The sequence below is a fragment of the Bacillus sp. Pc3 genome (genome assembly GCF_000815145.1).
Classification (GTDB): Bacteria; Bacillota; Bacilli; order Bacillales; family Bacillaceae; genus Bacillus; species Bacillus velezensis.
Window position 1 is genome coordinate 1,864,786 of record NZ_CP010406.1, and the last position, 20,215, is coordinate 1,885,000.

18 protein-coding genes (1 of these 18 cut by a window edge) are annotated in these 20,215 nt (G+C 47.4%); 13 read left to right on the forward strand and 5 right to left on the reverse strand.

Annotated elements, in window-relative coordinates; genetic code table 11:
• Positions 1 to 168 precede the first annotated feature (168 nt).
• The 12 genes from SB24_RS08685 (at position 169) to SB24_RS08740 (ending at position 13,728) form a co-directional block, all read left to right on the forward strand.
• Complete coding sequence (locus SB24_RS08685; RefSeq protein WP_007408014.1) at positions 169 to 621, forward strand: 2-thiouracil desulfurase family protein; 453 nt, start codon at positions 169 to 171, stop codon at positions 619 to 621.
• 18 nt (positions 622 to 639) lie between these two features.
• Positions 640 to 1,116, forward strand: a complete 477-nt coding sequence (locus SB24_RS08690; protein ID WP_015239057.1) for a GNAT family N-acetyltransferase — start codon at positions 640 to 642, stop codon at positions 1,114 to 1,116.
• A 99-nt stretch (positions 1,117 to 1,215) separates the two neighbouring features.
• On the forward strand, positions 1,216 to 2,145 hold the full coding sequence (murQ, locus tag SB24_RS08695; protein WP_015416693.1) for an N-acetylmuramic acid 6-phosphate etherase: 930 nt from the start codon (positions 1,216 to 1,218) through the stop codon (positions 2,143 to 2,145).
• 128 nt (positions 2,146 to 2,273) lie between these two features.
• Entirely contained in the window at positions 2,274 to 3,641 is a 1,368-nt protein-coding gene (locus tag SB24_RS08700; protein WP_015416692.1) for a PTS transporter subunit EIIC, read from the forward strand.
• A gap of 18 nt (positions 3,642 to 3,659) precedes the next feature.
• On the forward strand, positions 3,660 to 4,943 hold the full coding sequence (pbp4b, locus tag SB24_RS08705; protein WP_015416691.1) for a penicillin binding protein PBP4B: 1,284 nt from the start codon (positions 3,660 to 3,662) through the stop codon (positions 4,941 to 4,943).
• A gap of 46 nt (positions 4,944 to 4,989) precedes the next feature.
• On the forward strand, positions 4,990 to 6,903 hold the full coding sequence (locus tag SB24_RS08710) for a glycoside hydrolase family 3 protein (protein ID WP_039252934.1): 1,914 nt from the start codon (positions 4,990 to 4,992) through the stop codon (positions 6,901 to 6,903).
• Positions 6,904 to 6,918: 15 nt separating this feature from the next.
• Entirely contained in the window at positions 6,919 to 8,163 is a 1,245-nt protein-coding gene (locus SB24_RS08715) for an exo-beta-N-acetylmuramidase NamZ family protein (protein ID WP_039252937.1), read from the forward strand.
• A gap of 137 nt (positions 8,164 to 8,300) precedes the next feature.
• A complete protein-coding gene (gene btr, locus SB24_RS08720; protein ID WP_039252940.1) occupies positions 8,301 to 9,896 on the forward strand; it encodes a bacillibactin transport transcriptional regulator Btr in 1,596 nt (531 codons plus the stop codon).
• A gap of 87 nt (positions 9,897 to 9,983) precedes the next feature.
• The gene (locus tag SB24_RS08725; RefSeq protein WP_003156778.1) at positions 9,984 to 10,940 is read left to right on the forward strand and encodes an ABC transporter substrate-binding protein; all 957 of its coding nucleotides are present in this window, start codon (positions 9,984 to 9,986) and stop codon (positions 10,938 to 10,940) included.
• A gap of 19 nt (positions 10,941 to 10,959) precedes the next feature.
• Complete coding sequence (locus SB24_RS08730; RefSeq protein WP_015416687.1) at positions 10,960 to 11,967, forward strand: FecCD family ABC transporter permease; 1,008 nt, start codon at positions 10,960 to 10,962, stop codon at positions 11,965 to 11,967.
• Between the two features lies 1 nt (position 11,968).
• Positions 11,969 to 12,979: an iron ABC transporter permease FeuC gene (feuC, locus tag SB24_RS08735; protein WP_031378868.1), complete on the forward strand. Its 1,011-nt coding sequence runs from the start codon at positions 11,969 to 11,971 to the stop codon at positions 12,977 to 12,979.
• Positions 12,976 to 13,728 (forward strand): alpha/beta hydrolase, encoded by a 753-nt coding sequence (locus SB24_RS08740; protein WP_031378869.1) that lies wholly within the window; start codon positions 12,976 to 12,978, stop codon positions 13,726 to 13,728. The genes feuC and SB24_RS08740 overlap by 4 nt, the downstream gene beginning before the upstream one ends.
• Here the strand turns inward: SB24_RS08740 and SB24_RS08745 are convergent.
• From SB24_RS08745 to SB24_RS08765, 5 genes are all read right to left on the reverse strand, one after another.
• Positions 13,717 to 14,658 (reverse strand): bile acid:sodium symporter family protein, encoded by a 942-nt coding sequence (locus SB24_RS08745; RefSeq protein WP_094031904.1) that lies wholly within the window; start codon positions 14,656 to 14,658, stop codon positions 13,717 to 13,719. The genes SB24_RS08740 and SB24_RS08745 overlap by 12 nt on opposite strands.
• 157 nt (positions 14,659 to 14,815) lie before the next feature.
• Positions 14,816 to 16,249, reverse strand: a complete 1,434-nt coding sequence (locus SB24_RS08750) for a SulP family inorganic anion transporter (protein WP_039252943.1) — start codon at positions 16,247 to 16,249, stop codon at positions 14,816 to 14,818.
• A gap of 228 nt (positions 16,250 to 16,477) precedes the next feature.
• Complete coding sequence (locus SB24_RS08755) at positions 16,478 to 17,524, reverse strand: zinc-dependent alcohol dehydrogenase (RefSeq protein WP_039252945.1); 1,047 nt, start codon at positions 17,522 to 17,524, stop codon at positions 16,478 to 16,480.
• Entirely contained in the window at positions 17,499 to 18,449 is a 951-nt protein-coding gene (locus SB24_RS08760; RefSeq protein WP_039252948.1) for an inositol monophosphatase family protein, read from the reverse strand. The genes SB24_RS08755 and SB24_RS08760 overlap by 26 nt, the downstream gene beginning before the upstream one ends.
• Positions 18,446 to 19,714, reverse strand: a complete 1,269-nt coding sequence (locus SB24_RS08765) for an aspartate aminotransferase family protein (RefSeq protein WP_039252950.1) — start codon at positions 19,712 to 19,714, stop codon at positions 18,446 to 18,448. The genes SB24_RS08760 and SB24_RS08765 overlap by 4 nt, the downstream gene beginning before the upstream one ends.
• A gap of 228 nt (positions 19,715 to 19,942) precedes the next feature.
• On the opposite strand from SB24_RS08765, the gene SB24_RS08770 reads away from it, so the two are divergent.
• Positions 19,943 to 20,215: the 5' end (the start) of an MFS transporter gene (locus tag SB24_RS08770; RefSeq protein WP_172437945.1), read on the forward strand. 939 nt of this gene lie beyond the right edge of the window; the window shows 273 of its 1,212 coding nt (coding positions 1-273); the start codon lies at positions 19,943 to 19,945; its stop codon lies beyond the right edge, outside the window.

The following is a 20,215-nucleotide window of genomic DNA, read 5'->3' on the forward strand; positions in this document are numbered from 1 at the left end:
TCGAGCTGACAAAAGTTATTATATACAGGTTGTACCCCATTTGTAAAGAGAAAAATTATTTTTTTTATTTTCAAACTTTTTTACCCGTTTTTTAACTGAAAAACTCATCCCTCCTCTCTTATTTCATTTATGATGAAAGTATCAAAATATTGAAGGGAATGGACACAGATGATCTTAGTCAGCTCTTGTCTCGGCGGTATCGAATGCAGGTATAACGGCTCTCACGCCGCTTCGGAAAAAATCCGCAGACTCGTAGAAGAAAAGAAAGCTGTTATGGTCTGCCCCGAACTTTTGGGCGGCTTCACCACTCCCCGCGAACCGGCGGAAATCATCGGCGGCACGGGCGAAGACGTGCTGAACGGAACAGCAAGAATCGTAACGGCATCAGGCGAAGACGTTACGGCTTTATATATGGATGGCGCGGAAAAAACGTTAGCATACGCAAAAGAAATAGGCGCCGCAACGGTCATCCTTAAAGAAAACAGTCCGTCCTGCGGCAGCAGCTTTATCTATGACGGCACTTTCTCAGGAAAAAAAATAATCGGAGACGGCATCACTTCCGCTCTTTTAAAACGGGCAGGCTGCCGTGTTCTATCAGAAGATGAATTGGATCAATTATAAAAAAGGAGAGTAGATATCATGGATGTAGCCCTGTCCTTTTATAAACCGGAGCATGCAGACGGACTGAACGGGTTTGTGCTGAGTGAAGAAGATAAAAAGTTCACAGCTCTCCCGAAGGATGTACTGCCGCAGGCTCTTGTCATCCGGGATCGCTACCCGACAGTCATTTTAAAAGAAGACCGCCCCGTCGGTTTTTTTATTTTACATACCTCAAAAGAAACCATTGCCCCGTATTCGAACAATGTGTCTGCCATTTTGCTGAGTGCGCTGTCCTTACATGCGCCGCATCAGGGAAAAGGTTATGCCAAACAAGCGATGCTGCAGCTCCCCGCTTTTGTCGCAAATTACTTTCCTTGGTGTGATGAAATCGTGCTTGCTGTAAACCATCGCAATCATCGTGCAAAGAACCTGTACCGGTCTTCCGGTTTTATTGATAAAGGTCGTCGCAGGATCGGCCCCATCGGTGAACAGCACATTCTGCATCATTTTTTGTGAAAGCGCTTGATTATTCATCTCACCCCTGCCGATTTTTCTTGAAACATCTATTCAGAAGCCCATATACTTCAAGTATTAACGACTTGGGAGGGTACAATCATGACAGACCGGCTTAACATTCACAGATTGACCACAGAAACCAGAAATCCGCAGACCGCTTCAATCCATCAAGCAGACACGATGGAAATTCTCCGCATCATTAACGAAGAGGATTTCAAAGTGGCTGAAGCCGTTCAGCAGGTGCTGCCCGATATTCAGATTGCCGTTCAATTCGCCCATCAATCATTACGGCGAAACGGCAGGCTGATTTATGCGGGAGCGGGCACAAGCGGCAGACTCGGTGTACTGGATGCGGTTGAATGCCCGCCTACATACAGCGTAAGTCCCGACACCGTCATCGGTCTGATGGCCGGAGGAGCAGACGCCTTTTTGCAAGCGGCTGAAGGTATAGAAGACAGCGAGGAAACCGGCGCTCTCGATCTCAAAACGATTGGGCTTACCGCAGAAGACACCGTAATCGCCATCGCGGCAAGCGGGCGCACGCCGTATGCGGCCGGTGCGCTGAAATACGCAAAAACAATCGGCGCCAAAACCGTCGCGCTCACATGCAATAAACACTCATTGATCAGCACTTATGCCGATCACAGCATTGAAGTCGTCGTCGGCCCCGAAGTGATTACAGGGTCAACACGAATGAAAGCGGCGACGGCACATAAAATGATTCTGAACATGATTTCCACGGCCGTGATGATCAAAAGCGGCAAAGTGTACGAAAATTTAATGGTGGACGTTCATGTCAGCAACGAAAAATTGAAAGAACGCGCAATCGGCATTATCCAAAGCATCACGGGCGTTCCGTACGACAAGGCAAAAGAAACGCTTGAGGCCGCAGGCAGCCATGTCAAAACGGCAATCGTCATGCTGAAGACGAATTCAGACGAAACACACGCGAAGGCACTGCTCAAAGAAGCAGACGGCTTCATTGACAAAGCCATTGAACAGCACGTTTCAAAGGAAAAAGAACGCTGATCGTTCTTTGGTGAAAAATAATGTGCTTTTACGAGCCCGCGCCGTTTTCATGATCGGCGCAGGCGCTTTTAGGACGCGTTTCAGGCACAGCTCCCCGGGAAAAATCGCACGGAAAAAGGAGGATCTCCATGAGCAAAGAGGCATTTTATCAGTCACTGGCCAAAGATATCCTGGACAATTGCGGCGGTTCATCGAATATTTCAGGCTTTACCCACTGTATGACACGCCTGAGGATTACACCTTTAGATCGGGACAAAACGGATATTGAAGCGCTGAAACAGCTTGACGGGGTAATAGGCGTCGTCGAAGCCGAAACACTGCAGATCATTCTCGGCACGGGTGTCGTCAATCATGTCGCCGACGCTTTCGCAAAACTTATGCCATCCGGAAAAAACATTGATTTAAAAGAAGCCGCCTCACGGAAAAAAGCCGATCTCAACAGAAAAAACACCACACCCATCAGACTGTTTCTGAGAAAAATATCAAGCATCTTCATTCCCCTTATTCCCGCACTCATTGCATCAGGTTTAATCACCGGTATTACGAAAGCCGTCATTCAGGCCGGCTGGCTCCCGAAAGAATCCCAAATCGCACTTATTTTAACGGTTATCGGTTCAGGCTTATTCGCTTACCTCGGCGTCCTTGTCGGCATCAATGCGGCGAAGGAATTCGGCGGGACACCCGCGATGGGCGGCCTTGCGGGCATATTGATCCTTAACCCTGAGATCGCCAATATCAGTTTGTTCGGAGAGAATCTGCTCCCTGGCAGGGGAGGATTAATCGGCGTTCTTTTCGCTGCGGTTTTTATCGCTTATACCGAACGGTTTATCAGAAAGTACGTCCATCAATCCATCGACATTATCGTCACGCCTACATTGTCTTTACTTATCACCGGGCTGGTGACATATGTCGTTTTTATCCCTGCAGGCGGTTTTATTTCTGATCTCATTACATCAGGTTTATTGTCGCTGCTGAATGTCGGGGGAGTGCTCTCAGGGTTTGTACTGGGAGCCGCCTTCCTGCCGCTTGTCGTCACCGGCCTGCATCAAGGCTTGACCCCCGTACATTTGGAATTAATCCGATCAATCGGAGATGACCCGCTTCTTCCGATTCTCGCGATGGGAGGCGCGGGTCAGGTAGGGGCGGCCTTCGCCATCTTTATGAAAACAAAAAAAGCCTCATTGAAAAGAGCGATCGGCGGCGGACTTCCATCCGGTCTGCTCGGAATCGGAGAGCCGCTCATCTTCGGCGTCACGCTCCCGCTCGGCCGGCCGTTTTTGACGGCGTGTTTAGGGGCGGGAATCGGCGGCGCCTTTCAAGCCCATTTTCAGGTGGCTACTTTTTCAATCGGTGTCTCCGGCCTTCCGCTCTCGTTTCTCGTACAGCCGGCTCAAATCGTTTTGTATATCATCGGTCTCTTCATCTCTTACGCGGCGGGCTTTGTCTTCACTTATGCGTTCGGATTTAAGGATGAAATGGCTGCTGAATTTGACTAAACCGGGAGGGATCAGAATATGAAAACACTGACAGCCGCCATACTCACAATGGTCATCAGCCTCTCTTTTCTGCCGCAGCACAAAGCCGAAGCCCAATCCAAATTATACGACGCAGCAAAGCTCAGAAAGGTTGATCAAATGATTGAAAAAGACATCGCAGAAGGATTCCCCGGAGCCGTCCTCGTCGTCGTAAAGGACGGACGGGTGATCAAAAAGAAAGCATACGGCTACAGCAAAAAATATGACGGGAACACCCTTTTATCCCGTCCGAAAAAAATGAAAACATCAACCATGTTTGATCTAGCTTCCAATACAAAAATGTACGCGGCGAATTTTGCATTACAGCGACTCGTCAGCCAGGGAAAGCTTGATGTGTATCAAAAAGTCTCGGCTTACCTTCCTGATTTCAAAGACAGAAAAAGCGATCCGATTCAAGAAAAAGACCGCATTCGCGTCATCGATGTGCTCCAGCATCAATCCGGTCTGCCGGCAAGCTTTTATTTCTATCAGCCGGACACCGCAGGCCCTTTGTATTCACAAGAACGGGATAAAACGATCCGTTTTCTCACTCAAATCCCGCTTGCATACAAACCGGGAACAAAACACGTATACAGCGATATCGGTTACATGCTTCTCGGCTGCATCATTGAAAACATAACCGGAAAAACCCTTGATGCCTATGCGGAACAAGAACTGTACAAACCGCTGAAACTGACGCACACACTGTTCAATCCGCTGCAAAAAGGCTTTAAAGAAAAAGCATTCGCAGCTACTGAACGTTTAGGCAACACACGTGACGGAGTCATCCATTTTCCTCACATCAGGACGTATACGCTGCAGGGGGAAGTTCACGATGAAAAAGCATTTTACTCAATGGGAGGGGTGTCCGGTCACGCCGGGCTGTTTTCCAGAGCTGACGACATGGCCGTCCTTCTTCAAGTCATGCTGAACGGAGGCAGTTATAAACACGTTTCTCTCTTCAATAAAAGAACGGCCGATTTGTTCACAACGGCGGCATCCTCTGATCCGACTTTCGCTCTCGGCTGGCGGAAAAACGGCAGCCCGGATATGGAGTGGATGTTCGGCCCTTATGCAAGCAGGCAGGCATACGGCCATACGGGATGGACCGGCACCGTCACGATTATTGATCCCGCTTATAAGCTGGGGATCGCACTTTTGACCAATAAAAAGCATTCCCCCGTCGTCAGTCCCGGTGAAAACCCGAATGTTTTTGAAGGGGATCTTTTTCCGACCGGAAGCTACGGCAGCGTCATAAAAACGATTTATGAAGCCATTGAATGACAACCCATGTCTTTTGTCCAAACTATGACGGCAGGAGGGCACCATCATGAAACTTGTCATCTCAGCTGTATTACTGTTGTTCATTGTTTTCGGCACGCATCATGCATCGACAAAACCGGACATTCCGTCACAGGCGGAACAAGCGGTATCCCGTATGACATTAGATGAAAAATTAGGGCAGATGCTCATGCCTGATTTTCGCAATTGGCAAAAAAAGGGGCAGTCATCACCTGAGGCTCTTACCAAAATGAATGACGAAGTCGCAGGGCTTATTCAAAAGTACCGGTTCGGCGGCGTTATCTTATTTGCAGAAAATGTAAAAAACACTGAACAAACGGTACGCCTGACAGATGCCTTTCAAAAGGCGAGCCCTGACATTCCGCTATTATTAAGCATTGATCAGGAGGGCGGCATCGTAACCAGACTTGGTGAGGGCACTCATTTCCCAGGCAATATGGCGCTCGGAGCCGCTAGAAAAACAGCCTACGCGTCCCAGACCGGCGCCATTATCGGGAAAGAACTGAAAGCACTGGGCATTAATACGAACTTCGCTCCCGTTCTCGATATCAATAATAATCCCGGAAACCCTGTCATCGGCGTCAGGTCGTTCAGTTCAGACCGAGATCTGACAGCTTCACTCGGTCTTGCCTCAATAAAGGCTCAGCAAAAGCAGGATGTCGCTGCCGCCGTCAAACATTTCCCGGGACACGGCGACACGGATGTCGACAGCCACTACGGCCTTCCGCTTGTCACCCACAATCAAGAAAGGCTGCGTCAGATTGAACTTTATCCGTTCCGGAAGGCCATTCAGGCCGGAGCTGATATGATCATGACAGCCCATGTGCAATTTCCCGCGTTTGACGATACAACCTATAAAAGCAAGCTGGACGGTTCAGACATCCTCGTACCCGCCACGCTCTCGAAAAAAGTGATGACTCATCTTCTCCGTGAGGAAATGGGCTTTAACGGCGTCATCGTCACGGATGCATTAAATATGAAAGCCATTGCCGATCATTTCGGCCAGGAAGAGGCGGTCGTCATGGCCGTAAAAGCAGGCGTCGATATTGCCCTGATGCCGGCCCAAGTGACATCGCTGCAAACGGAAAACCGCTTTGCCCGGGTTCATTCCGCTTTAAAAAAGGCAGTACAAAAAGGGGATATTCCGCTGCAGCAAATTAACAAATCGGCGGAACGCATCATTTCCCTGAAAATAAAACGAGGGATATATCCCGCACCGAAAGAGACAAATCTGAAAAAGAAGATTGCAAAAGCAAAGAAAACCGTCGGCAGCAAAAATCACCTGAAAGCTGAAAAACAAATCGCGGAAAGGTCCGTCACCGTCTTACAAAACAAAAACCGCACCCTCCCATTCAAACCGAAAAAGAACAGCCGCGTTCTCATTGCAGCTCCATATGAAGATCAAACAGCGTCAATGGAACAAACCATTCGGCAGCTCATCAAGAAGAAAAAAATCCGGCCGGTAACCATCAGTAAAATGAACTTCGCCGAACGCACATTTCATGATGAACACAAAAAGCAGATATCTGACGCTGATTACGTGATTACAGGCTCATATGTTGTGAAAAATGATCCTGTCGTAAACGACGGCGTGATTGACGATTCCGTCACAGATCCCGGCAAGTGGACGACTGCATTTCCGCGGGCCGTCATGAAAGCCGCACAATCGAACCAAAAACCCTTTGTGCTGATGAGCCTGCGTAATCCATATGACGCTGCGAACTTTGAAGAAGCTGAAGCCCTTATCGCAGTCTACGGCTTTAAAGGATATACAGACGGACAATTTCTCCAGCCAAACATTCCGGCAGGCGTTGAAGCGATATTCGGACAGACAAAACCGCAAGGCAGGCTGCCCGCTGACATTCCTTCCGTCACGCATCCGGGAACGACACTGTATCCTTATGGTTTCGGTATCAATCTGAAGACCGGAAAACCGCTTTAAACAGGAGGACTGATCATGAAAACACAAACGGCTGCGCTTCTTGCCGGACTTGTCGTCATCAGTGCTATGACGGCAGTCTCGGCGGCTTCTGACAGAAACCTTCATACCGCCAAGAAACCAAGCATCCAAACAGGCATCGACCGCCTGCTGAAAGATTATAAACAGGAACTGAAGGGAAAAAGGGTCGGGCTGATCACCAACCCGACCGGTGTGAACGCGTCATTGAAAAGCAGCGTTGACGTGCTGTATGAGGCGCCAGACATCCACTTGACCGCATTATTCGGACCGGAGCACGGTGTCCGCGGCGATGCTCAGGCCGGAGACAAAGTCACATCCTATATAGACGAAAAAACAGGGCTTCCCGTCTACAGCCTATACGGGGAAACGAGGAAACCGACGCCTGACATGCTGAAAGATACAGATGTACTGATTTTCGATATTCAGGATGTCGGAACGCGATACTACACCTACATTTATACAATGGCCTATGCCATGGAAGCGGCAAAAGAAAAAGGCATACCTTTTTATGTATTGGACCGGCCGAATCCGCAAGGCGGACGAAATCCGGACGGCCCGGTTCTTGAACCGGATTACGCTTCATTTGTCGGACTGTATCCGATCCCGCTGAGGCACGGCATGACGATCGGTGAGCTTGCTCTTTTATTCAATAAAGAGTTTCATATTGGCGCCGACCTCACCGTCGTAAAAATGAAGCGCTGGAAGCGGACGATGACGATTGAAGATACCGGTCTGCCGTTCGTCCTCCCTTCGCCTAATATCCCGACTCCGGACAGCATATTCGCATATTCGGCGACAGGACTAATCGAAGGCACAAACGTATCCGAAGGAAGGGGCACGACAAAGCCGTTTGAACTGATCGGCGCGCCTTATATGAAAAGCACCGAGCTCGAAGAACGCCTGAACAGTCTCAAGCTTCCGGGCGTCACCTTCAGAGCCGCATCATTTATCCCCAGCTTCTCCAAGCACCAGGGCAAGCTGTGCCACGGCGTACAAGTCTACGTAACAAACAGAAACACATTTGAAGCGGCAAAAACAGGGCTTTCCATTCTGAAAACCATGCATGACTTATATCCGAATGACTTTTCCTTCTTGACGACAGGCTCTTTTGACAAGTTGATCGGTAACGGCTGGGTACGCAAAAAAATAGAAAAAGGCACTTCCATTGAAGACATCACCGGCACATATCAACGCCGGCTGGACCAATTCAAAACTCTAAGAAAACAATACCTCATATACTGACAACATTCGTGTTACACGTGTAACATTTTGACGCATTTCACATTTCCGCTTTTTATAGGAAAACATTCATTTATTTGGTACAATTTAAATGATAACAGTTATCATTTAAATGAATGTTTCCTAAAAGGTGGTTTCTCATGAAAAACACATTATTCTTTCAGCCCATTGATATCATCTCCGTAAAAAAAACAGCCGACCTTCTGTCAGAGCATCAGCTCACTAATTCCCCCGTATTGATCTTTCATGTGAAAGGCGAGGGACAAATTGATATCGGAACAGACAGCTTTCCGCTGCAGAAGGAAACGCTCTACATCTGTCCTTGTGATGAGACATTCAATATTGCCCCTATACCGTCAGGCGGCATCCATTTGTATATCGTCAGACTCCGTGTTTTCTCCTATTCATCAGATGATGAAGCGATGCTTCCGGATAACGGGGAAGACATCTTCCACGGACTTCAGCAAATGAATTTACAAACGGTTGATCATTTGACAAGCCGGCTTCAGTCACTTTCTGAAAATGCGCGATCGGCGGATGCATTGCAGAAAATGAAATATACAGCCGACTTTCAGCAGCTGATGTACGACCTTTATGCCGCAAAAGTATGCCATCAAAATAATACGAAAGCGGCGATCGAACAGACAAAACAATTCATTCATGCTCAGTCCGACACAAAAATCACGCTCACCCAGCTCGCTCATATGGCGGGAATCAGTCCCAAGCATTACAGTGAAACCTTTAAAAAACTATACGGGCAGAGCGTAACTGAATATATCACAGACATCCGCATAACCAATGCGAAAAAACTGATGGCCAAGGCAAACTGCAAACTGCGGGAAATCGCTCATCAAATCGGCTACCAAGATGAATTTTATTTCAGCCGCATCTTTAAAAAACATACCGGCAGCTCACCCACAAGCTATATGAAAAAAAGGCGCACAAAAATGGCCGCGTACGGAAAAGAAACGATGGGGCATCTGATTCCTCTGCATCACGTGCCTTATGCTGCGGCGCTGCACCCGAAATGGACGGCCTATTATTACAAACAATTCTCTTCCGATATTCCGGTTCACCTGAGTGCTTACCGCTATAATGCAAATTGGGAAGAGAACCTGCACACGCTTTCCCAAGCTGCCCCGGACATCATTTTCAGTCTTGATTCTGTCAGTGAAGAAGAAAAACAGCGCCTGAATGACATCACTGACGTTTTTTACCTTCCGGCTCAAGAAAATTGGAGAGACCAGTTTCTTCGCACAGCCGCATATTTGAATGAAGAGCAGGAAGCGCGGCACTGGCTTAAAGCTTATCAAAGTCTCGCCCATTCAGCGAAAGATGCTCTGAAACACGTGCGGCATCAGCGGTTCTTATTTGTCCGTGTATATAAAGAAAATATGTACATCGCCCATAACAACAGTATTGAGGATGTCTTCTTCGGTGATTTAGGCTTTGCCTCCGCAAAACCGGAATCTTTTGCTCCTGACGAAAAGATTTCCTTGGACATGCTGGCGGATTGCCAGGCTGACTGCATCATGCTTTTCACTTGTAAAGAACCGGAAACGCTTCGTTATTTTCAGCGGATTCAGCAGACCGGGATATGGCAGAACCTTAGAGCCGTCAGCAATAAACGCGTGTTTCCTATATCATCTGACCCGTGGATTGAATATTCTCCAAGCGGACATCAGCGGATGATCGAGCAAAGCATTTCTATTTTTTCCGAAGATCGTCCATGGTAATGCCGGAAATTATCCATGGTCTTATCCCTGTTCATTCTCTATAATTCCAATTGATAATAGTTATCAATTGAACAGGAGGAACAATAGATGAAGAAATTGGCATTCGCTTTCATGATTTTGCTTTTGGCTTTCACGGCCGCGGCTTGCGGAAGCTCAGAAACATCTGATACAGCAAGTAAAGGAAAGGACGCTTCTTCAGATAAAAAGAAAATCGAATATCTCGGAAAAACATATGAAGTCAAAGCGCCGACTGACAAAATCGCCATTACAGGCAGCGTAGAATCAATGGAAGACGCCAAATTGCTTGACGTTCATCCAGCAGGAGCAATTTCTTTCTCGGGCAAATTCCCGGAACTGTTTAAAGATATTACAGATAAATCCGTATCAACGGGGGAAAAAATGCAGCCGAATATGGAAAAAATTCTTGAGCTGCAGCCGGACGTCATTCTGGCATCAACCAAATTCCCGGAAAAAACGTTGAAAAAATTGAGCGGCACCGCTGAAACGATCCCTGTCTCTCATATCTCATCAAACTGGAAAGAAAACATGATGCTGCTCGCCCAGCTTACAGATAAAGAGAAAAAAGCGAAAAAAATCATCGCAGATTACGAACAGGACCTGAAAAAGACAAAAACAAAGATCAACAGCAAAGCGAAACAGTCAAACGCGCTGGTCATCAGAATCAGACAAGGCAATATTTATATTTATCCTGAACAAGTATATTTCAACTCCACGCTTTACGGTGATTTAGGCCTGAAGGCGCCGGACGAAGTCAAAGCGGCGAAAGCGCAGGAACTGATTTCTCTTGAAAAATTAAGCGAAATGAACCCTGACCATATCTTCGTACAATTCTCTGATGACGAAAACGCAGATAAGCCGGACGCTTTGAAAGACTTAGAGAAAAATCCGATCTGGAAGAGCCTGAAGGCAGTCAAAAAAGACCATGTATACGTCAATACGATTGATCCGTTAGCCCAAGGCGGAACCGCGTGGAGTAAAATCAGCTTCTTACAGGTTGCGGCTGACAAATTGACTCAAGACTAATAAAGAGTAGGTTTTTCACATGTATGCAAAACGGCGGACACACATGATTATCATTGCTTCACCGATTGCCATTGTTCTGTCACTGCTGCTTTCCGTTTTATACGGCGCAAAGCAGCTTGACATCCATACCGTGTTCTCCGCATTGCTGCACTTTAATCCGGAGAATACCGACCATCAGATCATATGGCATTCAAGAATCCCGAGGGCTGCCGGCGCTATGTTTATCGGCGCAGCCCTTGCTGTTTCCGGAGCGCTCATGCAGGGAATCACACGGAACTATCTGGCCTCGCCTTCAATCATGGGTGTGTCGGACGGCTCCGCTTTTATCATCACCCTTTGCATGGTATTGCTCCCTCAATCGACATCCATTGAAATGATCATATACTCGTTTATCGGTTCCGCATTCGGCGCTGCTCTTGTTTTCGGGCTGGCCTCCATTCTTCCCGGCGGTTTTACCCCGGTGCAGCTTGCCATCATCGGAACGGTGACAAGTATGCTTCTCAGCAGTCTGTCGGCTGCGCTTTCGATTTATTTTCAAATTTCGCAGGATCTCAGTTTTTGGTACAGTGCGAGACTGCATCAAATGAACCCTGATTTTTTGAAACTGGCCGTCCCGTTTTTTGCGATCGGAATCATCACGGCCATGATTCTCAGCAAAAAGGTCACTGCCGTATCATTAGGAGACGACATTTCAAAAAGTCTGGGACAGCAGAAAAGAACCATCAAACTCATGGCGATGACGGCCGTTGTCATATTGACCGGAAGCTCGGTGGCACTCGCCGGAAAAATTGCATTTGTCGGTTTGGTCGTTCCGCACATTACACGTTTTCTCGTCGGATCGGACTACAGCAGGCTGATCCCATGCGCGTGCATCATCGGCGGCGTCTTCCTGACCCTTTGCGATCTTGCCAGCCGATTCATCAATTATCCGTTTGAGACGCCTATTGAAGTTGTCACTTCTATCATCGGTGTTCCTTTCTTTCTTTATTTGATTAAAAGAAAAGGAGGGGATCAGCGTGGTACGTAAAATGGCCGGAATTTATATCATTCTGATTGCTCTCATATTGCTCGTAAGCTATTTCAGCATGACAAGCGGTTCTTTTTCCGCAAAGCCGGGTGAACTGCTCAGTACGCTTTTCCGCATCCATCCGAATCCGCAATATGACATTTTGCTGTTTCAGCTGAGGCTGCCGCGCATTGTCATGGCTGCTGCCATCGGACTCGGGTTGGGGATAGCCGGAGCCGTTATTCAGGCCATTACCAAAAACGGTCTTGCCGATCCCGGTATTTTGGGCATTAATGCAGGAGCCGGAGCCGGAATCGTCACGTTTATGCTTCTGTTTCAGGGACAATCTGAAGCGACGGCACTTGCCTCTGCGATGGGTATGCCTGTCTTCGGCCTCATCGGAGGATTGATGGCGGCCGTGCTGATCTATATTTTCGCCTGGCACCGGGGGCATCTGGAATCGGGCAGAATTATTCTCGTCGGGATCGCCATGAATTCCGGATTCAGCGCGCTGTCTTTATTTCTTTCATTAAAAATGGACCCGCAGGATTATGAGATGGCGATGGTTTGGAAAAACGGCAGCATCTGGTCGGCAAACTGGTTGACCATTACGGCGATCCTTCCGTGGCTGATCGTGTTCATTCCTCTGCTTATGGCGAAAACGTCATTGCTGGATACCATTCGTTTCGATGAGGACACGGTGAAAAGCCTCGGTGTTTCAACCAATAAAGAAAAAACGATTTTACTCATTGCCTGCATCGCTTTGATCAGCGCATGTGTAACCGCAGCGGGCAGCATGGCATTTGTCGGACTGATCGCGCCCCATATTTCCCGCAGGCTCGCCGGGATTGAGCACAGATACTCATTACCGGTCAGCGGATTGGTCGGTATGCTCCTCGTCATATCCGCCGACTTTGCGGGCAAATTGTTCTTTCAGCCTTCAGAAGTGCCGGCGGGAATTATTCTTGCGATTCTCGGCGTTCCTTATTTCTTTTTTCTTCTGTTTAAGCAAAAGAAGGGGCTGGATGCATGAGAGGCACCCTTACAGAACACCGGATAAACGGAAAGGAATGCACTGTGTATCTTCCTCCCTCCTATTCGGTTCAAACAGGGGCTTTACCCTGTGTGTACGTACTGGACGGGGGTTTTTTGTTTTTAGAACAGATGGATAAGCTTGAATCCCAATTTGCGAACGGAACACTTCCCGAATTGATTTTCATCGGCATCAAACCGGCTGACAGGCTCGATGAGTACACGCCGTGGCCCGCGCCCTCCCTGAGCCCTGCGTTTCATGATTTCGGCGGCAAAGGGAGGCTCTTTCTCGAGGAGCTGACAAATGTCATCATTCCCACTGTTGAAGATATGCATCACATTTCTGCACATCCGGAAACGAGAGGACTGATCGGCGCGTCATTAGGCGGACTGTTTTCGATATACGCGATGCTCCAAAAGCCTGAAACATTCGGCAGAATCGGTTGTATTTCCGGTTCCTTCTGGTATGAAAAATCAGCAGATTATGTCCGCTCCGCATCTTTGCGTCCGGCACGGCGGCGTATCTTTATGTCTGTCGGCAGCCGCGAAGCTGAGCATAAAAACAACATCCAAAACAACATGATCCGACTAAATAAAGACGTGTACGAAAGCCTCAAGCAAAAAGGCTTTTCTCAATCTCAGCTCTCTTTCACGATCGAAGAGGGCGCCGTGCACCATCAAGAAGCATTCAAACGACAATTCAATGCAGCACTAAGCTGGCTGTACGGAAAAAACCGCTCACGTAGCTGAGCGGTTTTTTTCATACTTCATCACGACCGGCTTAAGTTCAAAGCGTCTCAGCAAATAGCCGAACAAAGCGGCAAGGATTTGCTGAAAAAGCATCCCGATGACGACCGGAACCGCCACTTGAGACGGAAAAAAAGAAACGGCGAGAACGGCTCCGGCGCTGATATTGCGCATGCCCCCCGTATAAATCAGAGACACAATTTCATCCTGGCTCCGCTTCATCAGCCTTCCGATCAGCCATGCCACGGCATAACCCGTCATGGCAATAAAAAATACCATGCCAGCGATGCCCGCAAATTTGATATCCACGTGCGTGACATACGGCGCGATTTCCGAACTGTTAATGGCAATGACAATCATCAGACAGATTTTTGAAAAAGGAGACAGCGACCGGCTTATTGCCTGAGTCCTTACCGGCGGGGAAAACTGGTTGACTATCATCCCTGCGATGGATGGAATCACCACCATCTCCGCCAGCCCTTTCATCATTCCCCACACATCCATCTGAACATTCGCCCCGGCCAGGACAGACAGGCTTAACGGTACGATAAAAGGAGAAAGCACGGTATCAACCAGGATAATAGACAGCGTCAATCCGACATTCCCCTTATACATCGCAGCCCAAATCAAACTCGTAATTCCGGTCGGAATCACCACACCCATAATCAGCCCCGTCACAGTTAAAGGGTCACCGCTGAAAATCAGATGGCCGCTTCCCCATGCAAAAACAGGCATGAAAATATGCAGAACAAACAATGCCATGATCATCGGGAGCGGCTTCTCGATACTGCGCTTCAGCGAATGAAAATTGGCACTCAGACTGCCCGTAAATGTAATAAATGCAAATATCCACGGCACAGCGCCGGCCATCCAGCTGATATGCTGAGATAACAGCACACCCGCCGCCACACTTGACGGAGTCAAAAGCGGCATGATTCTCCCCAACACTTGGTTCAACTTCTGAAGCCACATCATATGCAAGTCTCCTATATACGGTTTTCAAGTCTCATTCATTATAACAATGCCCCCCGGCAAATTTAACCGAAAAAAAGCCAAAAGCCCGGATATATTCATCCGGACTTCACAAATTCTATGCCATTTGTTTCATTAAATCTCGGCTTTTCTGATTTAATCCCTTTAATTCAGCCTCAATTCCGTATTCTTTACATTTGGCGACAATTTTCTCAAGAGCCGCCGCTCCCGAATCATCCCACACGTGGGCGTCGGTCAAATCAATGACAATCCGTTTCACGTCTTCATCATAAACGATGGCATTCATGAGCTCAGACACGGAAGCAAAAAAGATCTGTCCCGTTACCTTATAAGTTCTGACATCTTTCTGTTCGGAATGTGACACAATCTTCAGCTTAGAAATTTTCGCCGTAAAAAAGATCGCGCTTAATATCACACCCGCGAAGACACCCTTTGATAAATCATTTGTCAGGACGACCGTCACGACGGTAATAACCATAACGATCGAATCAGTAAGGGGCGCTTTCCGCAAACCTTTAATCGATGACCAGTCGAACGTGCCGATAGACACCATAACCATCACGGCCACCAGCGCAGCCATCGGAATTTTCACGACGATACCGCTTAATACGGCAATTAAAAACATTAAAAACGCGCCGGCGGTAAAAGCCGATAATCGGCCGCGTCCGCCGGCTTTCGTATTAATGACAGACTGGCCGATCATGGCGCATCCGGCCATGCCTCCGAAAAATCCGTTCACAATATTGGCGATGCCTTGTCCGCGGCTTTCTTTGTTCTTATCACTATCCGTATCCGTCATTTCATCAATGATCTGGGCTGTCAGCAATGACTCGAGTAATCCGACGAAAGCAAGCGCCAGAGAATACGGGAAAATAATCCGCAATGTCTCAAACGTCCACGGAACATCCGGTATCAAGAAATGCGGAAGTGAACTTGTGATCCCGCCCATATCACCGACCGTGCGGACATCCGCATGGAAGACCACCGCAATGATCGTCATGACAATAATCGCCACCAGCGGAGACGGCACAGCCGTCGTAACCTTCGGCAATAGATATATGATAGCCAGTGATCCGGCAAGCATGGCATACATGACCCATGAAGCTCCTTTGAACTGCGGCAGCTGCGCAGAAAAAATCAAGATCGCCAAAGCATTCACAAATCCGATCATGACCGAACGCGGAATAAATTTCATCAATTTCGCTATCTTACTGACACCAAGAATAAATTGAATAATACCTGTCAAAATGGTTGCCGCAAACAAATACTGCAGCCCGTAATCAGCCACCAATGTCACCATGACAACCGCCATTGAACCCGTAGCGGCTGAAATCATTCCCGGTCTGCCGCCGAAGATAGAAATAATAATCGCGATACAAAATGATGCATAAAGGCCGACCATCGGATCGACACCTGCAATAATTGAAAATCCGATCGCCTCAGGGATCAGAGCGAGAGCAACCAGAATACCGGCCAGAATGTCTTTACGGACATTCCCGAACCATTGCTGCTGTAACGTATAATCTTTCAAATGATAACGACTCCTTTTCACTATAAAAATCCGCACCCTATCAGTTGGAAACATTGATTTTATCTGGGGAATATGAGGCAAGCTTACGGGGAAAAGAGGACACGCTCAGAGTATAATGTCGTTGAGGAAAGGAATTGTTAACAAAGAGTATCATATTAAACTTTAAAGAAATGTGCAAGCCGTATAAATAAGAAAAGAAAACGGCCCTCACTGGAGCCGTTTCCGCTTTTATAAAAGTTCCGGATCAGACACAAGAATCGTTTTTATTGCGCTGATATCCTTTCTTTCTTTTGTCACCGGGTCGATGCCCATGAGATGATCAATGGCTTCTTCATAATTCTTCAGTTCCGTCTTTTCCGTAATAAAATCATAGAGCTGCGGAAGGTCGGACGCGCATGCTAACGCGGCTTCCATGATCTGGCGGGCTTCACCTGTGCCCACAATCGTTACGCCGTTTGACAGCAGCTGGTACGGCCTGATCGTCATCTCATACGTATCATCAAAGCCCATCGGCACGATTCTGCCTCCCTTTTCAATAAAAGGATAAGCCCAATCAAGCTGGTTGCCGATCGCGTCAAAAATCACATCAAATTTTCTTCCTTGATTAATCCGTTTCACTTCATCCACGGTTAATGCTTCAGGGTGGTAGACATAATCAGATATCCGGCTTGCCGCCTCGCTTCGGAAACTGCCTATTTCAGTCGCAACCGTCAATCGCGCCAGTTTTTTCACCATCATTTGCACAAGCAGTCCGATCGGTCCCGACCCCAAAACCAAGACCGAGTCCTCCGGCTGAATCGAAGCCTTGTCCACAACATTCAGCACACAAGAGAGAGGCTCAACCAATGTGGCCCGCTCCCATTCCATTGAATCCGGAATTCTGTACATGAACCTGTCTTCCCCCACGTAATATTCCGCAAACGTTCCGTGCGCCCCGATTCCGAGCTGCCAATCCTCGAAGGTTTCGCAATAACACGTCAGCCCTCTCCGGCAATAATGACATTTCCCGCAAAACTGCGTAGGATCTATCACGACGCGGTCTCCGACTTTTACATTTGTCACGTCCGGTCCGATTTCCACGACCGCTCCCACCGATTCATGCCCCATAATCATATGATGGGTTGCATTCATTTTTCCTTTCAGCACATTTAAGTCCGTTCCGCAGATACCGGTACCGAAAATTTTCACTTTCACATCATTGGATTTCCGAATTTGAGGCTCGTCCACCTCTTGATATTCAAGCTTATCATTAGGAGTCCAGACCAACGCCTTCATATTTCTCTTCCTTTCTGCCCCAGCGGATTTGGTCTAACAATGTTTGATGAAGCTCCTTCGTTGAAGCCGCAATACATGATTGCTGATTCTGATAACTTAAATCTGTCAGAAGCGTTTCGTCCAAAGACCGGCCGTACGCATCCGTAATGACCACTCCCGCCTTCTTCGCCAAAAAGACGCTTGCGGCAATATCATAAGGAAACAAATGCAGCACCTGTCCGTTCCCGACCTGCTGAAAATCTGAAAGCAGCTTCGGATCATCTTTCAGCAGACGATTGCCGATATCCACATAAGCATCCATCTGCCCCGTGATAATTCGTGAAATCGAATAAGAAGCGCTGTTGAAAACAAAAACCCCGCCATTATTAGCCGATTGGTCAATCAGATGGCCGTATGCGTCCGTCATCAGCTTCGCCGGATGCCCGTTAAATTCAAGGCTCCAAAACATATTCTTAATATCCCGCACTCCGCTCAAATTCGGCAAATCTCCCTGATACCCCTCAAATTGAATGACATCGCTGTAAATATCACCGTACATATAAGCGCCCGATTTCAATTCAAGCAAAAAAGCAAATTCGATATCCTTAATCTTTGCGTTTGGCTTATATGAAGCAAGCGCAATCGAAATACACGACATTTCAAGCCCCGCGGCGGCCGGGCGCGTTCCGTCTATCGGATCTACAATTAAAATATATTGCGGATCTTCTCCAATCAGCTTCAGGCCGCCATCCTCCGTGTAAAAAGCAACCGGATGGCCCTTTTCTTGAATATAATCCAGCACCGCCTCCTCAGCAGCGGCGTCTATGTTAAATTGGGCGTCGCCTCCCGGAGAATAGCCGTTTACGAGCCGGTTTTTCAGCGTGCCTTTTTGATTTTTCACCTTTTGATAAACAAATTGTCCAAGCCCAATGATATAGTCTCTCACTTGATTTCCTCCAATAGCTTGCGAAGTCTGTAGCAGAGCACTTCGGCTTCACTAAGTGTAATGGTTAAAGGCGGACGGATTTTAAATACATTTCCGAACCCGTAACGGGATGTCCGGAGAATCAGCCCGTAATCCATCGCCCGTTTTGCAATATAATTGGTCAGCTCCACATCCGGTTCATTGTTCTCTTTGACAATCTCCACACCGATCATAAGACCGACGCCTCTTACCTCAGAAATAAAAGCGAACTCCTCTTTCATCGTTTCTAAGCGATCCATAATATAATGACCGACCGTCGTTACATTTTCCAAAAATCCCGGACGCTGCATGATATCTATGGTTTTACACGCGGCAGCGGCGGCCATCACATTTGAGCCGTACGTGAAGGAGTGCGTATACCCCGGAAGCCCGGTATACTTGTCCTCCGTCAGAGTGGCGGCGACTTGGAAGCCTGTGCCCCCGAGCCCTTTTGCTACCGTCATCATATTAGGTTTCACATCGAAGTGGTCCGCGGCAAACATTTTGCCCGTCCGTCCGAACCCGGTCTGAATTTCATCAAAAATCAGGGCGATATCGTGTTCATCACAAAGCTGTCTCAGCTGTTTAAAATACTCTTTAGGCGGAACGACGTTTCCACCGTTGCCGGATATCGGTTCAATAATCATGGCGGCAATTTTTCCATTGCTCGCATACTCAATAAAATCATTAATTCTTTCTACGCACAGCATACCGCATGAATCAGGTTTCTGATTATAAAAACAGCGGCTGCAATACGGATCGGGGACTTGAAGGCCAAAAGAAATTTGCGGCGGGAAAGGTTCTTTTCTGAATGAGTTGCCGGACAAAGCGGAAGTCATATACGTTTGTCCGAGGTGGCTTCGAAATAAGGAGATGACATCGGTTTTTCCGGAGTAATACTGAGCCATTTTAATAGCTCCTTCATTTGCACCGGAACCGCTGCTGACTTTAGGGTGTACTTTTGTGAGATTATCGGGGGCGATTTCTACTAGTTTTTCTGCCAGTTTATTTACGGCGTCTGTTTGAAAAGATGATGTCACATGGATCAGCTTATCGGCTTGTTCTTTAACCGTATCAATGACTTCTTTGTTACCGTATCCTAAATTCAAGTTAAATGTGGCAGAAGCGCAATCAATGTACTCATTCCCCTCTTGATCGTACAGGTAAATCCCTTCTCCGCGCTCCATTACTACATCGTCAACACTGTAATACAAGCTGTCTGGATTCGTGATTTCCTTCGTTCCCACAAATACCACCCCTATGAAATTATTAGAATTTCGCTTTTTATCGTATTAATTATTGAAAATAATGTCAACGATCTTTCTTGTAAAAAATGTTAACAATTTGTTAACGTTACCATAAGGGATGTATGAGAAAAAGTTATGTGATATAGTAACAATACTTGGATTTTTTGTAAAAACGTCATGTCATACGAGTAGAGAGAAATATTATTTTACCAATAAGGAGATAAAATGATGAAAACTCGTCTGCTGTGGATAAGCTGTTTTTCTTATGGATCGATTGCTTTTACACTTGTTATTCTGGGAGCCGTACTGCCTGAGTTACTCACACATTATTCACAAAGCTACAGTAATGGCGGTGTGTTGGTATTCTCTCAGTTCATGGGCTTTCTCATCGGTGTCATCGGAATGCCTTACATGGTGAAAAAGCTTGGGCGCAAAAACGTTGTTATCTTTGGCATGGCACTCATCAGCTGTGAAATGTTCATCACCTTCCTGCCGCCCTGG

Coding starts and splice junctions, on each gene's coding strand:
- SB24_RS08685 (WP_007408014.1), top strand. CDS start 169: ATGATCTTAGTCAGCTCTTGTCTCGGCGGTATCGAATGCAGGTATAAC.
- SB24_RS08690 (WP_015239057.1), top strand. CDS start 640: ATGGATGTAGCCCTGTCCTTTTATAAACCGGAGCATGCAGACGGACTG.
- murQ (WP_015416693.1), top strand. CDS start 1,216: ATGACAGACCGGCTTAACATTCACAGATTGACCACAGAAACCAGAAAT.
- SB24_RS08700 (WP_015416692.1), top strand. CDS start 2,274: ATGAGCAAAGAGGCATTTTATCAGTCACTGGCCAAAGATATCCTGGAC.
- pbp4b (WP_015416691.1), top strand. CDS start 3,660: ATGAAAACACTGACAGCCGCCATACTCACAATGGTCATCAGCCTCTCT.
- SB24_RS08710 (WP_039252934.1), top strand. CDS start 4,990: ATGAAACTTGTCATCTCAGCTGTATTACTGTTGTTCATTGTTTTCGGC.
- SB24_RS08715 (WP_039252937.1), top strand. CDS start 6,919: ATGAAAACACAAACGGCTGCGCTTCTTGCCGGACTTGTCGTCATCAGT.
- btr (WP_039252940.1), top strand. CDS start 8,301: ATGAAAAACACATTATTCTTTCAGCCCATTGATATCATCTCCGTAAAA.
- SB24_RS08725 (WP_003156778.1), top strand. CDS start 9,984: ATGAAGAAATTGGCATTCGCTTTCATGATTTTGCTTTTGGCTTTCACG.
- SB24_RS08730 (WP_015416687.1), top strand. CDS start 10,960: ATGTATGCAAAACGGCGGACACACATGATTATCATTGCTTCACCGATT.
- feuC (WP_031378868.1), top strand. CDS start 11,969: ATGGCCGGAATTTATATCATTCTGATTGCTCTCATATTGCTCGTAAGC.
- SB24_RS08740 (WP_031378869.1), top strand. CDS start 12,976: ATGAGAGGCACCCTTACAGAACACCGGATAAACGGAAAGGAATGCACT.
- SB24_RS08745 (WP_094031904.1), bottom strand. CDS start 14,658: ATGCCGCTTTTGACTCCGTCAAGTGTGGCGGCGGGTGTGCTGTTATCT.
- SB24_RS08755 (WP_039252945.1), bottom strand. CDS start 17,524: ATGAAGGCGTTGGTCTGGACTCCTAATGATAAGCTTGAATATCAAGAG.